A 13,932-nucleotide genomic window follows, 5' to 3' on the forward strand; every position below is an offset into this window, starting at 1 on the left:
CCCTCAGATATGCCCCCAATGTAGCAATCCACTGGTAGTGAATAGATCTCCATGGCCTATGAAAAGCCAGAAATGATCAGCTAAACAGCCTGCCCGACGAAACCTAAAGACTATCTGGATCGCCAAAAAACATCTGAATCCGCGACCGCAACCACCGCTCACCCGGATCATTATCCTGCGACCCACGCCACGCCATGTGCAGTTCAAACGTGCGCGTCGGCAACGGCGGATCTTCCGCCCGAACCCCACCAGCCGCCGTCAGCGCGTCCGCCGTGTAATCCGGTACGGTCGCCACGATGTCGGTGCCCGCGAGCAACGTACTCAAACCATTGAACTGCGGCACCGCTAGCACCACATGCCGCTTGCGCCCCAGTTTTTCCAGCTCTTCATCAATAAAGCCACTGAGATCGCCAGCAAACGACACCAGCGCATGCGGACGCGCGCAATAGTCGTCCAGGCTCAACGGCCCCGGCACGGTATCGGCGCGCAGCAATTTTGGCGCGCTGCGGCGCAGGACCTTGCGCTTGGCATTGGCCGGCAGGTCTGTGGTGTAGCTGACGCCAATGGATATCTCGCCGGAGGCCAGCAGGCCCGGCATCAATATGTAATTGACGCGACGGATCACCAGCACGATTCCCGGTGCTTCCGCGCGCAGGCGTTTGAGCAGCATTGGCAGCAGGGCGAATTCGACGTCGTCGGACAGGCCAATGCGAAATACCGAGGTGCTGGTCGCCGGGTCGAATTCGGCCGCACGGCTGACGGCGGTCGAAATCGAATCGAGGGCCGGCGAGAGCAGGGCGAAGATTTCCACCGCTCGGGCGGACGGTTCCATGCTGCGCCCGGTGCGCACAAATAGCGGGTCATCGAACAGGCTGCGCAGGCGCGAAAGGGCCGCACTGATTGCCGGCTGACCGAGAAAGAGCTTTTCTGCCGCCCGGGTCACACTGCGTTCGTGCATCAATGTTTCGAATACGATCAACAGGTTCAGGTCGACACGACGCAGGTCATTACGATTCATCTGGAGTCCTGGCAGAGTCATCAAGCTTGACGAGAGCAGCCATATGAGAACAATGGCCGGCATGAATCTTACGGGGAAAGGCTGGTACTCTGCACCGGAAAATTCAGCTTGAGTGAGACGTTGGCAGCAGTTTTTTCATGGATTTTGCCAATGCCGCCCCTGGTGCGGAATCAATGACAGGCATGTCGACTATTAATAGCCACTGATAGTCTTGGGTCAAAAGCCCAGATAGAGTTCAGGGCATTAGAGGTTACTTTGACGAGGTTTGCGATGTCCCGCACGATCCGTTTTCACAAGTTTGGTCCGGCCGAGGTGCTCAAATGCGAAGAGCATGCGGCCGCTCAGCCAGGTCCTGGCGAAGTGCAGGTGCGTGTCGAGGCGATCGGCATCAGCTGGTATGACACCCTTTGGCGTCAGAATCTGGCCTCATCTCAGGCGCGACTGCCTGCGGGTCTTGGTCACGAGATGGCCGGTGTGATCACCGCTGTCGGCGACGGTGTCGATGATCTGGCAGTGGGTGACAAGGTCGCCAGCTTTCCGGCTGAGAGTGCGAACGACTACCCGGTCTACGGCGAATCGATCGTGCTGCCGCGTACTGCGCTGACCCGTTATCCGGATGTACTCAGCCCGATCGAGGCCAGCGTGCACTACACGCCGCTGCTGATCGCCTACTTTGCCTACGCCGATCTGGCGCGGGTCAAGCCGGGGCAGTTCGCGCTGGTCACTGACGCCAGCCATTGCGCCGGTCCTTCGTTTGTCCAGTTGGGCAAGGCGATGGGCGTACGGGTGATTGCCGCGACCAAGGAGGCCGAGGAGCGCGAGTACTTGCTGTCACTGGGCGCTGAGAAGGTTATCGTCACCGAAGAGGAAGATCTGTTGATGCGAATCAACAAGATCACCGACAACCGTGGTGTCGACGTGGTGTTCGACGGTCTCGGCGGCCCGCAGATGTCGCTGTTGGGCGATGTGCTGGCGCCACGTGGCAGCCTGGTGTTGTACGGTTTGCAAGGCGGTAACCAGACGCCGTTCCCGGCCTGCGCAGCGTTCCAGAAGAACATCCAGTTCTTTGTGCACTGCATCGGCAACTTCACCGGCAAGCCGGAATTGGGCATCACTCAGGATCACGTCGCCTTGCAACGTGCCTTGCGTGACATCAACCAGTTGACCGCTGACCGCGTGCTGCTGCCGCTCAAGACGCGTGTATTTCCGTTCAACGAGTTCGTCGAAGCGCATCGTTATATGGACGAATGCCCATGCCGCGAACGGGTCGCTCTGCAGGTCGAACCGGCGTAAGCCCCTTTAATCAGAGTCCGTGGCCCCACGGACTCTTGTGCGTTTATCCTCCCCTGAAAACCGAGCTCCCTGGCGCTATGCCCGGGTCCGTTCAGCAACTGAACTGGTTTTTGCTCTCTATCTGTATCTTCTAATCACAATATAAGCCCTGATAATTGAATGATTACTTTCATCTCAAGGAATGAGCCATGTCTGTGCATTCAATTTGTCCTGTTCGATATAACGCGTCGAAAACCGTTGATCGCGGCAACTTTTGTTTAATTGTTGTAGGGCTATTCGGAAACTGCTTCTCTTTTTCTTGTGCTCACTTGGCGTGGGACCCTGTGGGAAATTTCCTAGGACTGCGCTCCGAAAAAAATATCCCAGTAATTACAGAGGTTTGAGACCGTTTTTGAGCGGCGGAAGGCGCTTTGTCAGTTCAAGTGTTTCAAATAACTTCAAACTTGTAAGTGTTAGCATCTGAGCGTCTATTACTTATTGATCAATTGTCGCTGGGCTGATGTGTCAGTCTGCGCGGCATGAAACTTTTTATACCGGGTAAATACCGATGAGCACGATCCATGATCAGGCAATGAACTATGTCTACCAGCAAGTATTGCAACGTTTGCTGAGTTTCTTCTCGCGCGCAGAACGCACGGCGCTGCAACTGCTGATCCAGCGACTGGCAGTGGCCGCCGGCGGCATGGAGAACATCGGTCATTTCAAGGTGCTGGTGAACCAGTCAGGGTCGCGCGACAGTTGTTACACGCTGGCGTTATTGCGGGCGGCGCAGTTGACCATCGCTGGCCGTTCACCCGCGACCTTTCAGTTGCGGGTGGCCAACCTGCGCTGGAACGGCAGCAGCCAGGTGTCCCTGCAAAACATGCATCGCAGCTACAGCGCACTGTTCCTGTATGACGATCCCCGGGTAGAACTGGTGATGGTCGACCACCGCGAGGTATTGCCGTTTGATCACCAGCTACCCATAAGCGAAGCCGGGCGCGAGGCCAACCGTATCAACCTGCTGCTGATCGGGCATCGTCGAACCTGGAACGAACCGCTTGAGCTATGGGATGACGCTTATCTGGCAACTGCCGAGTTCTATGGTCAGGTGGCCCGCTGGAACAATGGCGTCGATGCCATGGTCGGCAGTGAGTCCCCGCGTCGACAGAGCCACTTCCTCGAAGGGCTGGGGCGTGCCGCGCAGAAGGCTGAGATTGCCGCGCCGCCGGAGAGTTCTTGCGGCTTTGAAATGCTGTTTACGCTGCTCGACGGGCTGGGCGGTGATTATTACCGTGAGTTTTATCCCGAAGAGGAGCGGGTGGCGTGGCGTCCGGAGGGTCAATTCGAGGCCTGTCGGCGTACCAGCTTTATCAGTATCAACGACATGATTGTCGGCAAACTCGAAGAGCGCTGGCCTTTGTTGAGTGATTTTCTGGGGTTTCAGGTTGACGATCTGACGCTTTATCAAGGTGATGACGAACACGTAGAGCCTAAGGTGGCTGCACATTTACGAGGTTTGCAGGCGCAACTCATCGAGGAGCGGAACTATGAGGACGGCGTCGGTGATTACCTCAAACGCAGCCTGATAACGATGCGGCAAAAACAGGTCCCTGAACCGGTATGCGAACAGTTGCTGGCCAGCTTCGACAATTTGCAGGAGCCCGGGAATCTGCGCGCCCAGGCGGAAAGCTCTCTGCTGGCCAGTTTTGAACTGAATGAAATCCAGCTGACGTGCCTGTTGTTTTCACCGTTCATTAACGCGGGGGCCGGACTTGAGCGATTTTTGCGTAATTGTCACCCCGGCATGTTGGTGGCATTGCCGGATCTGCACCGGGCGATGCAGGGCCTGCATGCGCCGGAACAGGTGATGAAATGGATGACGGATGTCAGTGGGCTGCCGGTCAGGTTGATTGTGCGTTTGTATGCAATGGGGCCGGTTCGTATGTCTGCGCCGGGAGATTCGGCCGCGCAGAGCCTCGGTGCGGTTGACGCGGCGGCCGAGCCGACCGCTGATCGATCGGCGGAAGGTTGATCGTGAGCCGCTTGCCTGGAGATGAACCCATGCCCACGGATACGGGGTTGTGAAGGGGTCGAGGGAGAATGACTTCGTTTATCAGGCGGTTTATCGATACCTGACGCTGCTGATAGATGAGGCGGGGAACGGTGGGGCGGTGCGCCTGCCCTCACTCCGGCAATTGTCTGACCGGCTCAATGTGTCGATCTCGACCGTCCAGTACGCCTACTCGCTGCTGGAAAAGGAAGGCCGCGTCTATTCAATTGCCAAGTCCGGGTACTACGCGCAAGCGCTGCACATGATGGATTCGCCGGATAGCGGCAGTGATTTGCTGGAAACCGTTTACGTCAATGCCAGGCGCCCGGGCATGTGCGTGCTGAGCGCCGATGAGCCGGCCTCGCTACAGCCGCTGGATAGCCCGTTATTGATGTTGGAGCGGGAATTGCTGCGTCAGTACCCGCGTCAGCCACATGCGTTGGTGCAACCTTGTGGAGAGCTGGAGTTGCGCACGGTGCTGGCCGCCCGCTACACCTCATCCACGGCCAATTACTGGCGTGCGGATGACGTCTATATCGGCGCCGACCTGCGCGGTGTATTGGAAATTCTGATTTCCGTGCTTGAGTTGCGTCGGGCCACCGTGGTCGTCGAATCGCCCTGTGACTGGGTGATCCTGCGTCTGCTGGAGGCCGCCGAAGTACGGGTCATCGAGTTGCCGCTGCTTCCCGGGGGCATGATTGATCTTCAGCGGCTGGAGTCGGTGCTCAAGAGCGAGACGGTACGTTTGATGCTTTTGTCGTCAGTGCTGAGCATGCCCCGGGGCAGTCTTCTACCGCTGAGCAATCAGCAGGCAGTCGCGCATTTGCTTGGCCGTCATGGTACCTGGGTGCTGGAAAACGATTGTTACAGCGAACTCCATGAAGGCAATGACGCGCAACGGATGCGCGATTGGCTGGACCCCGATCGTTTAGTGGTGTTTTCCACGTTCGAAAAGTTCGTCGGGGCCGAGGCGCCTTTCGGTTATGTGCTGTCGCGTCATTGGCGCAGTGAGTTGCAGCGGCATTTCCTGTTGCGCGCGTTTCGGTTGTCGCCGATTCGCCAGAAAGCCATTGCCAGGTTGTTGGGGGGCGGCCGACTGGATCAGCATTTATTGGTACTGCGGCGAATGCTCAAGGAGCGTCGTACGCAATTGATCGAATTGTTGCGCGAACGTCTTGGCGATGCGATGCAGGTTGTCGAACCCGAGGGTGGCGCGACCGTGTGGGTACATTCGCTGCGACCAGTGAACATGGCGCAGGTCTTCCAGCGATTGCTCAGACAGCAGATCGTTATTGCACCTGGCGAGCTATTCAGCCTGCAAAGCCTGCATGCGCACCATCTGCGGTTGAGCCCGCTGAGCCATGGTGACCATGACCTGGCCAGTGTGGTCGGGCTAATCGGTGACGCCTTGCGCCTTGCACCTGCTGACTAACGTTAAAAAACATCGGGAGAGTCCCGGATAGATCCCATCGCACTGCGGTCAAACTGCCAGTAAACTGCGCTCTATTCCTGAACCACTCTATTTCAGAGGTTTTGCATGACACTCAGTCCTTTTGCGGGCAAACCGGCACCGGCAGAATTGTTGGTCGATATCCCGCGACTGGTGACGGCTTACTACACTGGACAGCCCGACGCCTCGATTTCCACTCAGCGTGTGGCGTTCGGTACGTCCGGGCACCGGGGCAGCTCGTTCGACTTGAGTTTCAACGAGTGGCACGTTCTGGCCATCAGCCAGGCGATCTGTCTGTACCGCGAAGCCCAAGGGATCACCGGGCCGCTGTTTGTCGGCATCGACACCCACGCACTGTCGACTCCGGCCGGCGCCAGCGCGCTGGAAGTCCTGGCCGCCAACGGTGTGACCGTGATGATTGCCGAAGGTGATGAGTACACGCCGACACCCGCCATTTCCCACGCCATTCTGTGCTACAACCGTGGCCGTACTTCGGGCCTGGCTGACGGCATCGTCATCACGCCGTCGCACAACCCGCCACAAAGCGGTGGGTACAAGTACAACCCAACCAACGGCGGGCCGGCCGATACCCACATCACCAAGTGGATCGAAGCCAAAGCCAATGAATTGCTGGCCAACAAGCTGGCCGGTGTGAAACGCATCAGCTACGAGCAGGCGCTCAAGGCCAGCACCACGCATCGTCATGACTACGTGAACACCTATGTTGCCGACCTGATCAACGTGATCGACTTCGACGCCATCCGTGACGCCAAGCTGCGTCTGGGCGTTGATCCGCTGGGTGGAGCAGGGGTGCGCTACTGGTCGGCGATTGCCGAGCATTACCGCCTCGATCTGCAAGTGGTGAACAAGGAAGTCGACGCGACGTTCCGTTTCATGACCGTCGACTGGGATGGCCAGATTCGCATGGACCCGTCGTCCAGCCACGCGATGCAAGGCCTGATCGGTCTCAAAGAACGTTTCGACGTGGCCTTCGCTTGCGACCCGGATCACGACCGCCACGGTATCGTCACGCCGTCCGGTGGACTGCTTGCGCCGAACAACTATCTGGCCGTTTCGATCGATTACCTGTTCCAGAACCGCCCGCAGTGGCGTGCGGATGCCGGCGTGGGTAAAACCGTGGTCAGCAGCGGTCTGATCGATCGCGTGGCCAAGCGCTTGGGGCGTCGTCTGTACGAAGTTCCGGTCGGTTTCAAATGGTTCGCCGACGGCCTGTTCGATGGCTCGCTCGGCTTCGGTGGCGAAGAGAGCGCGGGCGCATCGTTCCTGCGCAAGGACGGTGGCGTGTGGAGCACCGACAAGGACGGTCTGATCCCTGCGTTGCTCGCCGCTGAAATGACCGCACGCACCGGTCGCGATCCGAGCCAGGCCTACAAGGCATTGACCGATGAGCTGGGCGAGCCGTTCTCGGTACGTGTCGACGCCAAGGCCAATCCGGAGCAGAAAGCGTTGCTGAGCAAGTTGTCGCCTGCACAGGTCACCTCGACCGAACTGGCTGGCGAGAAGATCCAGAGCATTCTCAGCCATGCACCGGGCAACGATCAGGCGATTGGCGGTCTGAAAGTGATGACGGAAAACGGTTGGTTCGCCGCGCGTCCGTCGGGCACTGAAGACATCTACAAGATCTACGCCGAAAGCTTCATCGGTGACGACCACCTCAAGCAACTGGTCGTCGAAGCGCAGGCGCTGGTGGATGGCGCAATCGCCGGCTGATGATGTTGGCGAGCGCATGAAAAAAGGGGCAACCGTGATGGTTGCCCCTTTTTTTGTCTGCCATTCAAGCCATCAGGCCAGATCCACCAGAACGATTTCGCTGTCCTCAAGGGCCGTAACGCTCAGCACTCGCTCCTGCGCTACCGCCACGCCGTCTCGAGCTTGTGCGCGCAAGCCGTTGACTTCAATCAGGCCAGTGGCCGGCACCAGATAGGCGCGACGGCCTTCATCCAGATGATATTCGGCAGTTTCGCCCGCCTTGAGGTTGGCTGCGACCAATCGCGCATCAGCGCGAATCCGCAGGCTCTGGTCATCGCCGTCCTTGCCGCTGGCCAAGGTGACAAAGCCTTCACGCTGGCCTTTCGGGAACGGTTTGGCCCCCCAGGAGGGCGGTGCGCCGGTTTCCGTTGGCAGGATCCAGATCTGGAAGATCTTGGTGTCCTTGGCTTCCAGGTTGTATTCGCTGTGAGCAATGCCGGTACCCGCGCTCATCACCTGCACGTCGCCCGCTTCGGTGCGGCCCTTGTTGCCCAGGTTGTCCTGGTGAGTAATCGCACCTTCACGGACATACGTGATGATTTCCATGTCGCGATGCGGATGCTGGGGAAAGCCAGTGCCGGCTGCGATCACGTCATCGTTCCACACCCGCAGGTTGCCCCAGCTCATGCGCTGCGGGTCGTAGTACTCGGCGAACGAAAAGTGGTGATGGGCATCCAGCCAGCCGTGATGGGCGCCGCCCAGCGAGCTGAAGGGTCTGAGTTCAAGCATGATCGTCTCCTCAAAAGGTTCGACGCGAGGTGTGAAGGGCGCACCCGACGCGAGACCGGTGGTTTATGACGGCCATCATCTATCAGTCAATAATCGATAAAAAGCGTAAAAAGTGCGGCGTTATAATCGAAATGCTCGATAAGAAATTAGCTGTGAAGCATCTCATCCCACCTTCAGTTCATCGCCTAAACCGATGACCTGAAAGCATTTCGCTAGAACTGGGCGGCAAATACAGACACCATAGCCGCAACAGCCTCACACACTGGAGCCCGTCAGCGTGGCGCAACACACCCCCGATCTTCCTCCCGAACTTCGCCTCTTGGCCGAGATGCCATGGTTCAAACGCCTGGCTGCACGCTTCTTCGGCCACGGTTTGACCCGACTGCGCGCACAGCACCGTGCGTCGTGGTTGCACGGTCAGGCCGATGGTTTCCGCAGTGGCCATACCGCTGGCGTCGAATATGGCTTTAAGGAAGGCAAGCTTGAGGGGCTGGAAGAGGGCCGGCAGGTGCTGCTGATCCGTGACAGTCGCAACACCGAGCATCGCCCGCCCAGCGTCGACAATCATCTGTTCGATGATTGGCGCCTGCCGTTGACGGCCGAGCTGAAAAAACGCATGAAGGCCGATGTTGCCCGTTTGTTGCCTGAGCATGCTCAGCCAAGTACCACGCAATGGAAGATGATTTTCAGCGAAACCCCGTCAACCTCAGTGGTTGCCGGCGCGGGCGCGGGTAAGTCCACCACGCTGGTTCTGCGTATTCTGTTGCTCAACCACTATCTGGGTTTTGAGCTGGATTCGATGACCGTAGTGACCTTCACCCGCGAGTCGCGCAAGGATTTCATCAACAAACTGATCGAGCTGTTCGCGCTCTGGGGGCATGCGCTGAACCTGCGCCAGGCACGCGAACTGGTGCGTACCTTCCACTCGCGCATTCTGCCGATGGTGCGCAGCTTGCCGGGTTTCGAGCGCTTGCAGGCCTTTGAAAACCTCAGTCATCGAGTTCAGGGTGCTGAGGAGGAGGTCGACAGTAATCCGTTCGACCTGCGCATCAACGATGCGCAACGTCAGCAACTCAACGCCTGCTATCACCGCTTGTTCAACGAGGACGAGCGTTTTCGACATTTGATTCAGCCACTGTCCCGCGCCGGTTTGCAGCTCAAGGAGCTGGAGCGTGATCACCCGGATGTGCAGAAGCGCGTCGCGGTAACGGAGCTGGCATCGCGGCGCGACGAAGAGCTGTGCGACGCCATCGAAGATCTGTGGTTCCGCGCGGGTGCCTGGCCGATCAAGGGCATTGAGCCGAATCGGCAGAGTTTCGATATCAACGGCGCGAAATTTCATTGTCATGGTTACATTCCGAGCCTGGATGCGTGGGTGGTGCTCGGTTTCGATCCGCGGGAAAACCCGCAGGTCAGTCGGCCAAACGCCAAGCTCAGCGTGCGCGCAGAGTGGGCAGTCAAGCGCACCCTGTTTCAAGCTTTCTGTCGTAAGCCTTTGATTTGGCTTGATAGTTATGAGTCATCAAAACGTGTTCTGGCTACTTTGGCAGGCGATGCCAGTGCCGGGCCGGGCTTCGATTACAAGGTCAAAGGTGAGCTGGCTTCCGCGCCATTGCTCGACTGTTTTGTGGCGGCGGCAGGCTTCATCGAGAACCTCGGCCTGGATGTGCCTGACGCGGTCGGTCGCATGAGTTTCGCCAAGGACGACCCGGATCGTTTTTTCTTTGAAGCCTTGAGTCTGTTCTGGCGCGCCTTTGAAGATCATTTGCTCGATCAGAAACCGCCGATCATGACCTACAACCGCATGTTCGCGCTGTTCAGCGAGCATTCACCGGAGAACCTCAAGCTGTTGAGCGACGAGTTACTCAGGCCGTTGTCGCACTTGATGATCGACGAATTTCAGGACGTTTCACCACAGATCGTTTCGTGGATTCGCGCAAGTCTGACGGAAATCCGCAGTCGTGGCCCGGCCATGCACGTCGGGCGGGGCGCGCAGCGTTCGTCGTTGCTGTGCGTCGGTGATGACTGGCAGTCGATTTACGGTTGGCGCGGCAGTTCGCCGAGTTATTTCATGGCGTTCGACAAGGAGTTCCCGTCGCCGAGCACTACGCGGGTAATGCTCAGTGATAACTACCGCAGTCACCAGCACATCATTGATGCCGCTGAACATATCGTTCGCGCGGCGCCGGCGATCCCGGGTAAAAAAGCCAAGGCCAGCGGCGCACCCAAGCCGTTGCAACCGGTCAACGTGCTGGAACGCGACGATCAGGCCTTGGGCCAGCGCCTTGCCGAACATTATCGTCAAGGTCATTCGATCTTGATGCTCTATCGAAAAAGCAGCGATAAGTTATTGATTGAAGAGCATATTCAGTCTGTAGTTAATGTGGATTCGAGCTTGCCGTACGAAGCGCGACGCTTGAAGCAACTGACCTACCACAGCGCCAAAGGCTTGCAGGCTGACGCGGTGTTTCTGCTCGGCGATTGCCAGCACCTGAGCAGTTCGCCCTACAAGAACCAGGTCTATCGCATGGCGGGACTGGGCAAGTCGGGCGACAGCGAGCCCTACGACACGGCGCAAAAAGACGAAATCCTGCGCCTGGCGTATGTCGGCATCACGCGGGCGGTCAGCCATTGCTACTGGTATGTCGAACCGCAGGAAGCGCAAGCGGTGAACATGCCCCGGGCGTCCGACCGGGTGGCCAAGGGCAAGCCGTTCTTCATTGATCACCGCACCGCCAAGCAAACCGCGTGAACACAAAAAAGCCCGCATCGCTGCGGGCTTTTCGTTTTAAATCATAAGCTTACGCGTAACTCCTGAGAGACTCCGGAGGTACGAATGCTTCCAGCTCGTCCTCCACAGCCTCGATGATTCGCTCGACATCCGCTGCATTCATCACCGTCGCGCACGGGATCCCGGCGATAGCGATCATGGTTTCGCCGCTGGCACGATCGAACAGTCGGGCGATCATACTGCCCGGTGCGTCCATCGTTGCCTCGAAACCCATCGGATGGAAATGCCAGCGCATCAACTGGCATGCGTTGGGAAACGTGACTTTGCTTGACCCTTTATTCATATGTTGCCCGCCTTCTTCATCGAGCGCTTCCGTTTGCTCATGTTAGGTGGGAAGAGCCTTCATTGGCTCAACCGGTGACTGACATTAAAAGTAGCATCCGCATGTGAAATTCCTGTGAGATTTTTCAGTTCATTTTGCGATTGCTTCGCATTTTTTGATGTAAGTCACGGCCTACGCAATCATCGCCAAAACGCCATTACGGATTAGTCATTGAAGCCTGTGGCGAACTTGGGCAAGCTCGGTTTTTTTGCGCCGAGCCTTTTATGCACGCCGACGACGACGGCCCTGAACAGACCCAAGCCACGGCTGCAACGGTCATGCGCTATCACCTGAGCTGGAAACACCGCGACCTCGACAGCGTCATGGCGCTGTATCATCCGGACATTCAGTACAACGATTTCTTCCAGAACCGCGTGCTCGGCCTCAACGAGTTACGCGAGTACGTGCGCGTCAGCATGCCGCGAGAATCCGACGAACTGCTTGAGCATTGCGACCGTATTCGCGTCGACGGCAACACCGCATTCATCCAATACGAAGTGACCTTGCGCGGCGGCGACGGTCTGGTGTCGTTTCGCTCCAGCGAGGCGCTCACGGTCAGGGACGGGCTGATCTGGCGCGTCAACGAATACGCTTCGCTGGTGCGCACGCAAACGGCGGGCAAGGCCTCGTCAAGTCAGCGCCCGGCAGTCAGTCGCCTGGGCTTGTCGCCGCGTCAGTTGAGCTTTATGGCCGAAGACCTGCAGCAGTATTTCGAAAAGCAACAGCCGTATCTTGATCCCGAACTCGATTTGCAGCGGGTGGCGAAGGAGTGCGGGTACAGCCGCAATCAGATTTCCTATCTGCTCAACCAGGTGCTTGGGCAAAGCTTCTATCGCTACGTCAATCAGGCGCGCCTGCAACATCTGCTGCGCTCGCTCGATAACGCCGCGCCGCCGGTGCGCATCGATGAACTGGCTTTCGCTGCGGGTTTCAATTCGTTATCGGCGTTCTACAGTTGTTTCCGCCAGCACACCGGCCAGTCGCCGAAGGCTTACGCCAAACAAATTTCTTTGCGGGCACGCGCGCAAGACATCCACTGAGCACAGCCACTAGGATCGACGCCATCGAAGGTTTTCAGTGGCGGAGTCTTGCATGCCGGCGTGGCGCACTATCAGTTTGTGGATGGACCAACTCGATGAGCCGCTGACCGCGCGGCCCGAGCTTGAGCGTGATCTGGACGTCGACGTGGCGATCATCGGCGCCGGTTACACGGGCCTGTGGACCGCGTACTACCTGAAGAAACTCGCGCCGGGACTCGACATCGCGATTGTCGAAGCACAGACCGCCGGTTTCGGCGCTTCGGGTCGCAATGGCGGCTGGTTGATGGGCAACCTGCTCGGCGAAGATCGGTTGTTGGCCGGCCTCTCGCCGGAACAGCGCCGCGCTTCCTTTGATCTGCTGCACAGCATTCCCGATGAAGTGGAAGTCGTCCTCGAACGCGAAGGCATCGATTGCGATTACCGCAAGGGCGGCGTTTTGTACTGCGCGGCGCGTTATCCGGAACAAGAAGCCTCTCTGCGCGAGTACTTGGGCAAACTGCACGCCCAAGGCCTGACCGACGACGATTATCGTTGGCTCAGCCCCGAGCAACTGGCGCAGCAGATCCGCGTCGCCAAGCCTTATGGCGGGATTTACGCGCCGCACGTGGCGACCATCCACCCGGCGAAACTGGTGCGCGGCCTGGCGCGCACCGTGCAGAGCATGGGCGTGAAGATCTACGAAAACAGCCCGGTTACCCATTGGCAGTCGGGCAGTCTACGCACGGCGAAAGCCTCCGTGCGCAGTCGCTGGATTGTGCCAGCCGTCGAAGGTTATTCGGTGACCTTGCCCCCGCTGGGCCGCTATCAGCTACCGGTGCAAAGCCTGATTGTCGCCACCGAGCCATTGTCTGCCGCGACATGGGACGAAATTGGCCTCAGCCGTGGTCAGGCGTTCAGCGAATTCAGTCGTCAGGTCACTTATGGCCAGCGCAGCGCCGACAATCGGCTGATCTTCGGCGCCCGTGGCGGTTACCAGTTCGCCGGCAAGTTGCGCCATAACTTCGATCTGACCCGCGATGAAGTCGAGCTGCGCCGCTATCTGTTCGGCGAACTGTTCCCGCAACTGAAAAACGTGCAGATCACCCACGCGTGGGGCGGCAACCTCGGTATGTCCCGTCATTTCAAGCCGCACATGCTTTGCGATCGCGCCAACGGCATCGCGCTGTCCGGCGGTTATGGCGGGGAGGGCGTCGGCGCGAGCAATCTCGGCGGCCGCACCCTGGCGGACTTGATTCTTGAGCGCGACACCGAACTGACCCAGCAACCGTGGGTGCTGCCGGACGGCGGCATTCATGCCTTGCGCGCCTGGGAGCCAGAGCCGTGCCGCTGGCTCGGCTACAACGCGATCATCAAAAGTTTCGTCCACGAAGACCAGACCCTGGCCAACCCGGCGACCGCGCCATGGCGGCGCAAACTCGCCAGCCAGGTGGCGGGTTTCATGGAAGGCTTCATGCATTGAACGTCGATTTACTTTAAGAAAGCCCAAA

The 13,932-nt window shown here is 58.5% G+C and carries 10 protein-coding genes; 7 read left to right on the plus strand and 3 right to left on the minus strand.

What is annotated here, in order from left to right:
• Positions 1–103: 103 nt before the first annotated feature.
• Positions 104–1,018: a LysR family transcriptional regulator gene (locus tag HU754_RS13955; RefSeq protein WP_093431295.1), complete on the minus strand. Its 915-nt coding sequence runs from the start codon at positions 1,016–1,018 to the stop codon at positions 104–106.
• A gap of 270 nt (positions 1,019–1,288) precedes the next feature.
• On the opposite strand from HU754_RS13955, the gene HU754_RS13960 reads away from it, so the two are divergent.
• The 4 genes from HU754_RS13960 (at position 1,289) to pgm (ending at position 7,524) form a co-directional block, all read left to right on the plus strand.
• The gene (locus HU754_RS13960; protein ID WP_016983050.1) at positions 1,289–2,311 is read left to right on the plus strand and encodes a zinc-dependent alcohol dehydrogenase family protein; all 1,023 of its coding nucleotides are present in this window, start codon (positions 1,289–1,291) and stop codon (positions 2,309–2,311) included.
• A gap of 547 nt (positions 2,312–2,858) precedes the next feature.
• On the plus strand, positions 2,859–4,325 hold the full coding sequence (locus HU754_RS13965; protein ID WP_186621575.1) for a hypothetical protein: 1,467 nt from the start codon (positions 2,859–2,861) through the stop codon (positions 4,323–4,325).
• A 49-nt stretch (positions 4,326–4,374) separates the two neighbouring features.
• Complete coding sequence (locus HU754_RS13970) at positions 4,375–5,775, plus strand: aminotransferase-like domain-containing protein (protein ID WP_099759234.1); 1,401 nt, start codon at positions 4,375–4,377, stop codon at positions 5,773–5,775.
• 105 nt (positions 5,776–5,880) lie between these two features.
• On the plus strand, positions 5,881–7,524 hold the full coding sequence (gene pgm / locus HU754_RS13975) for a phosphoglucomutase (alpha-D-glucose-1,6-bisphosphate-dependent) (RefSeq protein ID WP_095126062.1): 1,644 nt from the start codon (positions 5,881–5,883) through the stop codon (positions 7,522–7,524).
• Positions 7,525–7,596: 72 nt separating this feature from the next.
• Here the strand turns inward: pgm and HU754_RS13980 are convergent, their stop codons facing one another.
• Entirely contained in the window at positions 7,597–8,292 is a 696-nt protein-coding gene (locus tag HU754_RS13980; protein ID WP_093431306.1) for a pirin family protein, read from the minus strand.
• Positions 8,293–8,569: 277 nt separating this feature from the next.
• Between HU754_RS13980 and HU754_RS13985 the strand changes: the two genes are divergently transcribed.
• Complete coding sequence (locus HU754_RS13985; protein WP_186621589.1) at positions 8,570–11,044, plus strand: UvrD-helicase domain-containing protein; 2,475 nt, start codon at positions 8,570–8,572, stop codon at positions 11,042–11,044.
• Positions 11,045–11,093: 49 nt separating this feature from the next.
• Here the strand turns inward: HU754_RS13985 and HU754_RS13990 are convergent, their stop codons facing one another.
• On the minus strand, positions 11,094–11,366 hold the full coding sequence (locus tag HU754_RS13990; RefSeq protein ID WP_038367758.1) for a DUF1652 domain-containing protein: 273 nt from the start codon (positions 11,364–11,366) through the stop codon (positions 11,094–11,096).
• Positions 11,367–11,629: 263 nt separating this feature from the next.
• Between HU754_RS13990 and HU754_RS13995 the strand changes: the two genes are divergently transcribed.
• Together HU754_RS13995 and HU754_RS14000 are read left to right on the plus strand one after the other, a co-directional pair.
• Positions 11,630–12,445 carry a helix-turn-helix domain-containing protein gene (locus HU754_RS13995; protein ID WP_095049085.1) on the plus strand — a complete coding sequence of 272 codons (816 nt, stop codon included), beginning with the start codon at positions 11,630–11,632 and terminating at the stop codon, positions 12,443–12,445.
• Between the two features lie 52 nt (positions 12,446–12,497).
• A complete protein-coding gene (locus HU754_RS14000; protein WP_186621598.1) occupies positions 12,498–13,904 on the plus strand; it encodes an NAD(P)/FAD-dependent oxidoreductase in 1,407 nt (468 codons plus the stop codon).
• The last annotated feature ends 28 nt before the right edge of the window (positions 13,905–13,932 follow it).

This window comes from Pseudomonas zeae, assembly GCF_014268485.2.
GTDB lineage: Bacteria > Pseudomonadota > Gammaproteobacteria > Pseudomonadales > Pseudomonadaceae > Aquipseudomonas > Aquipseudomonas neuropathica.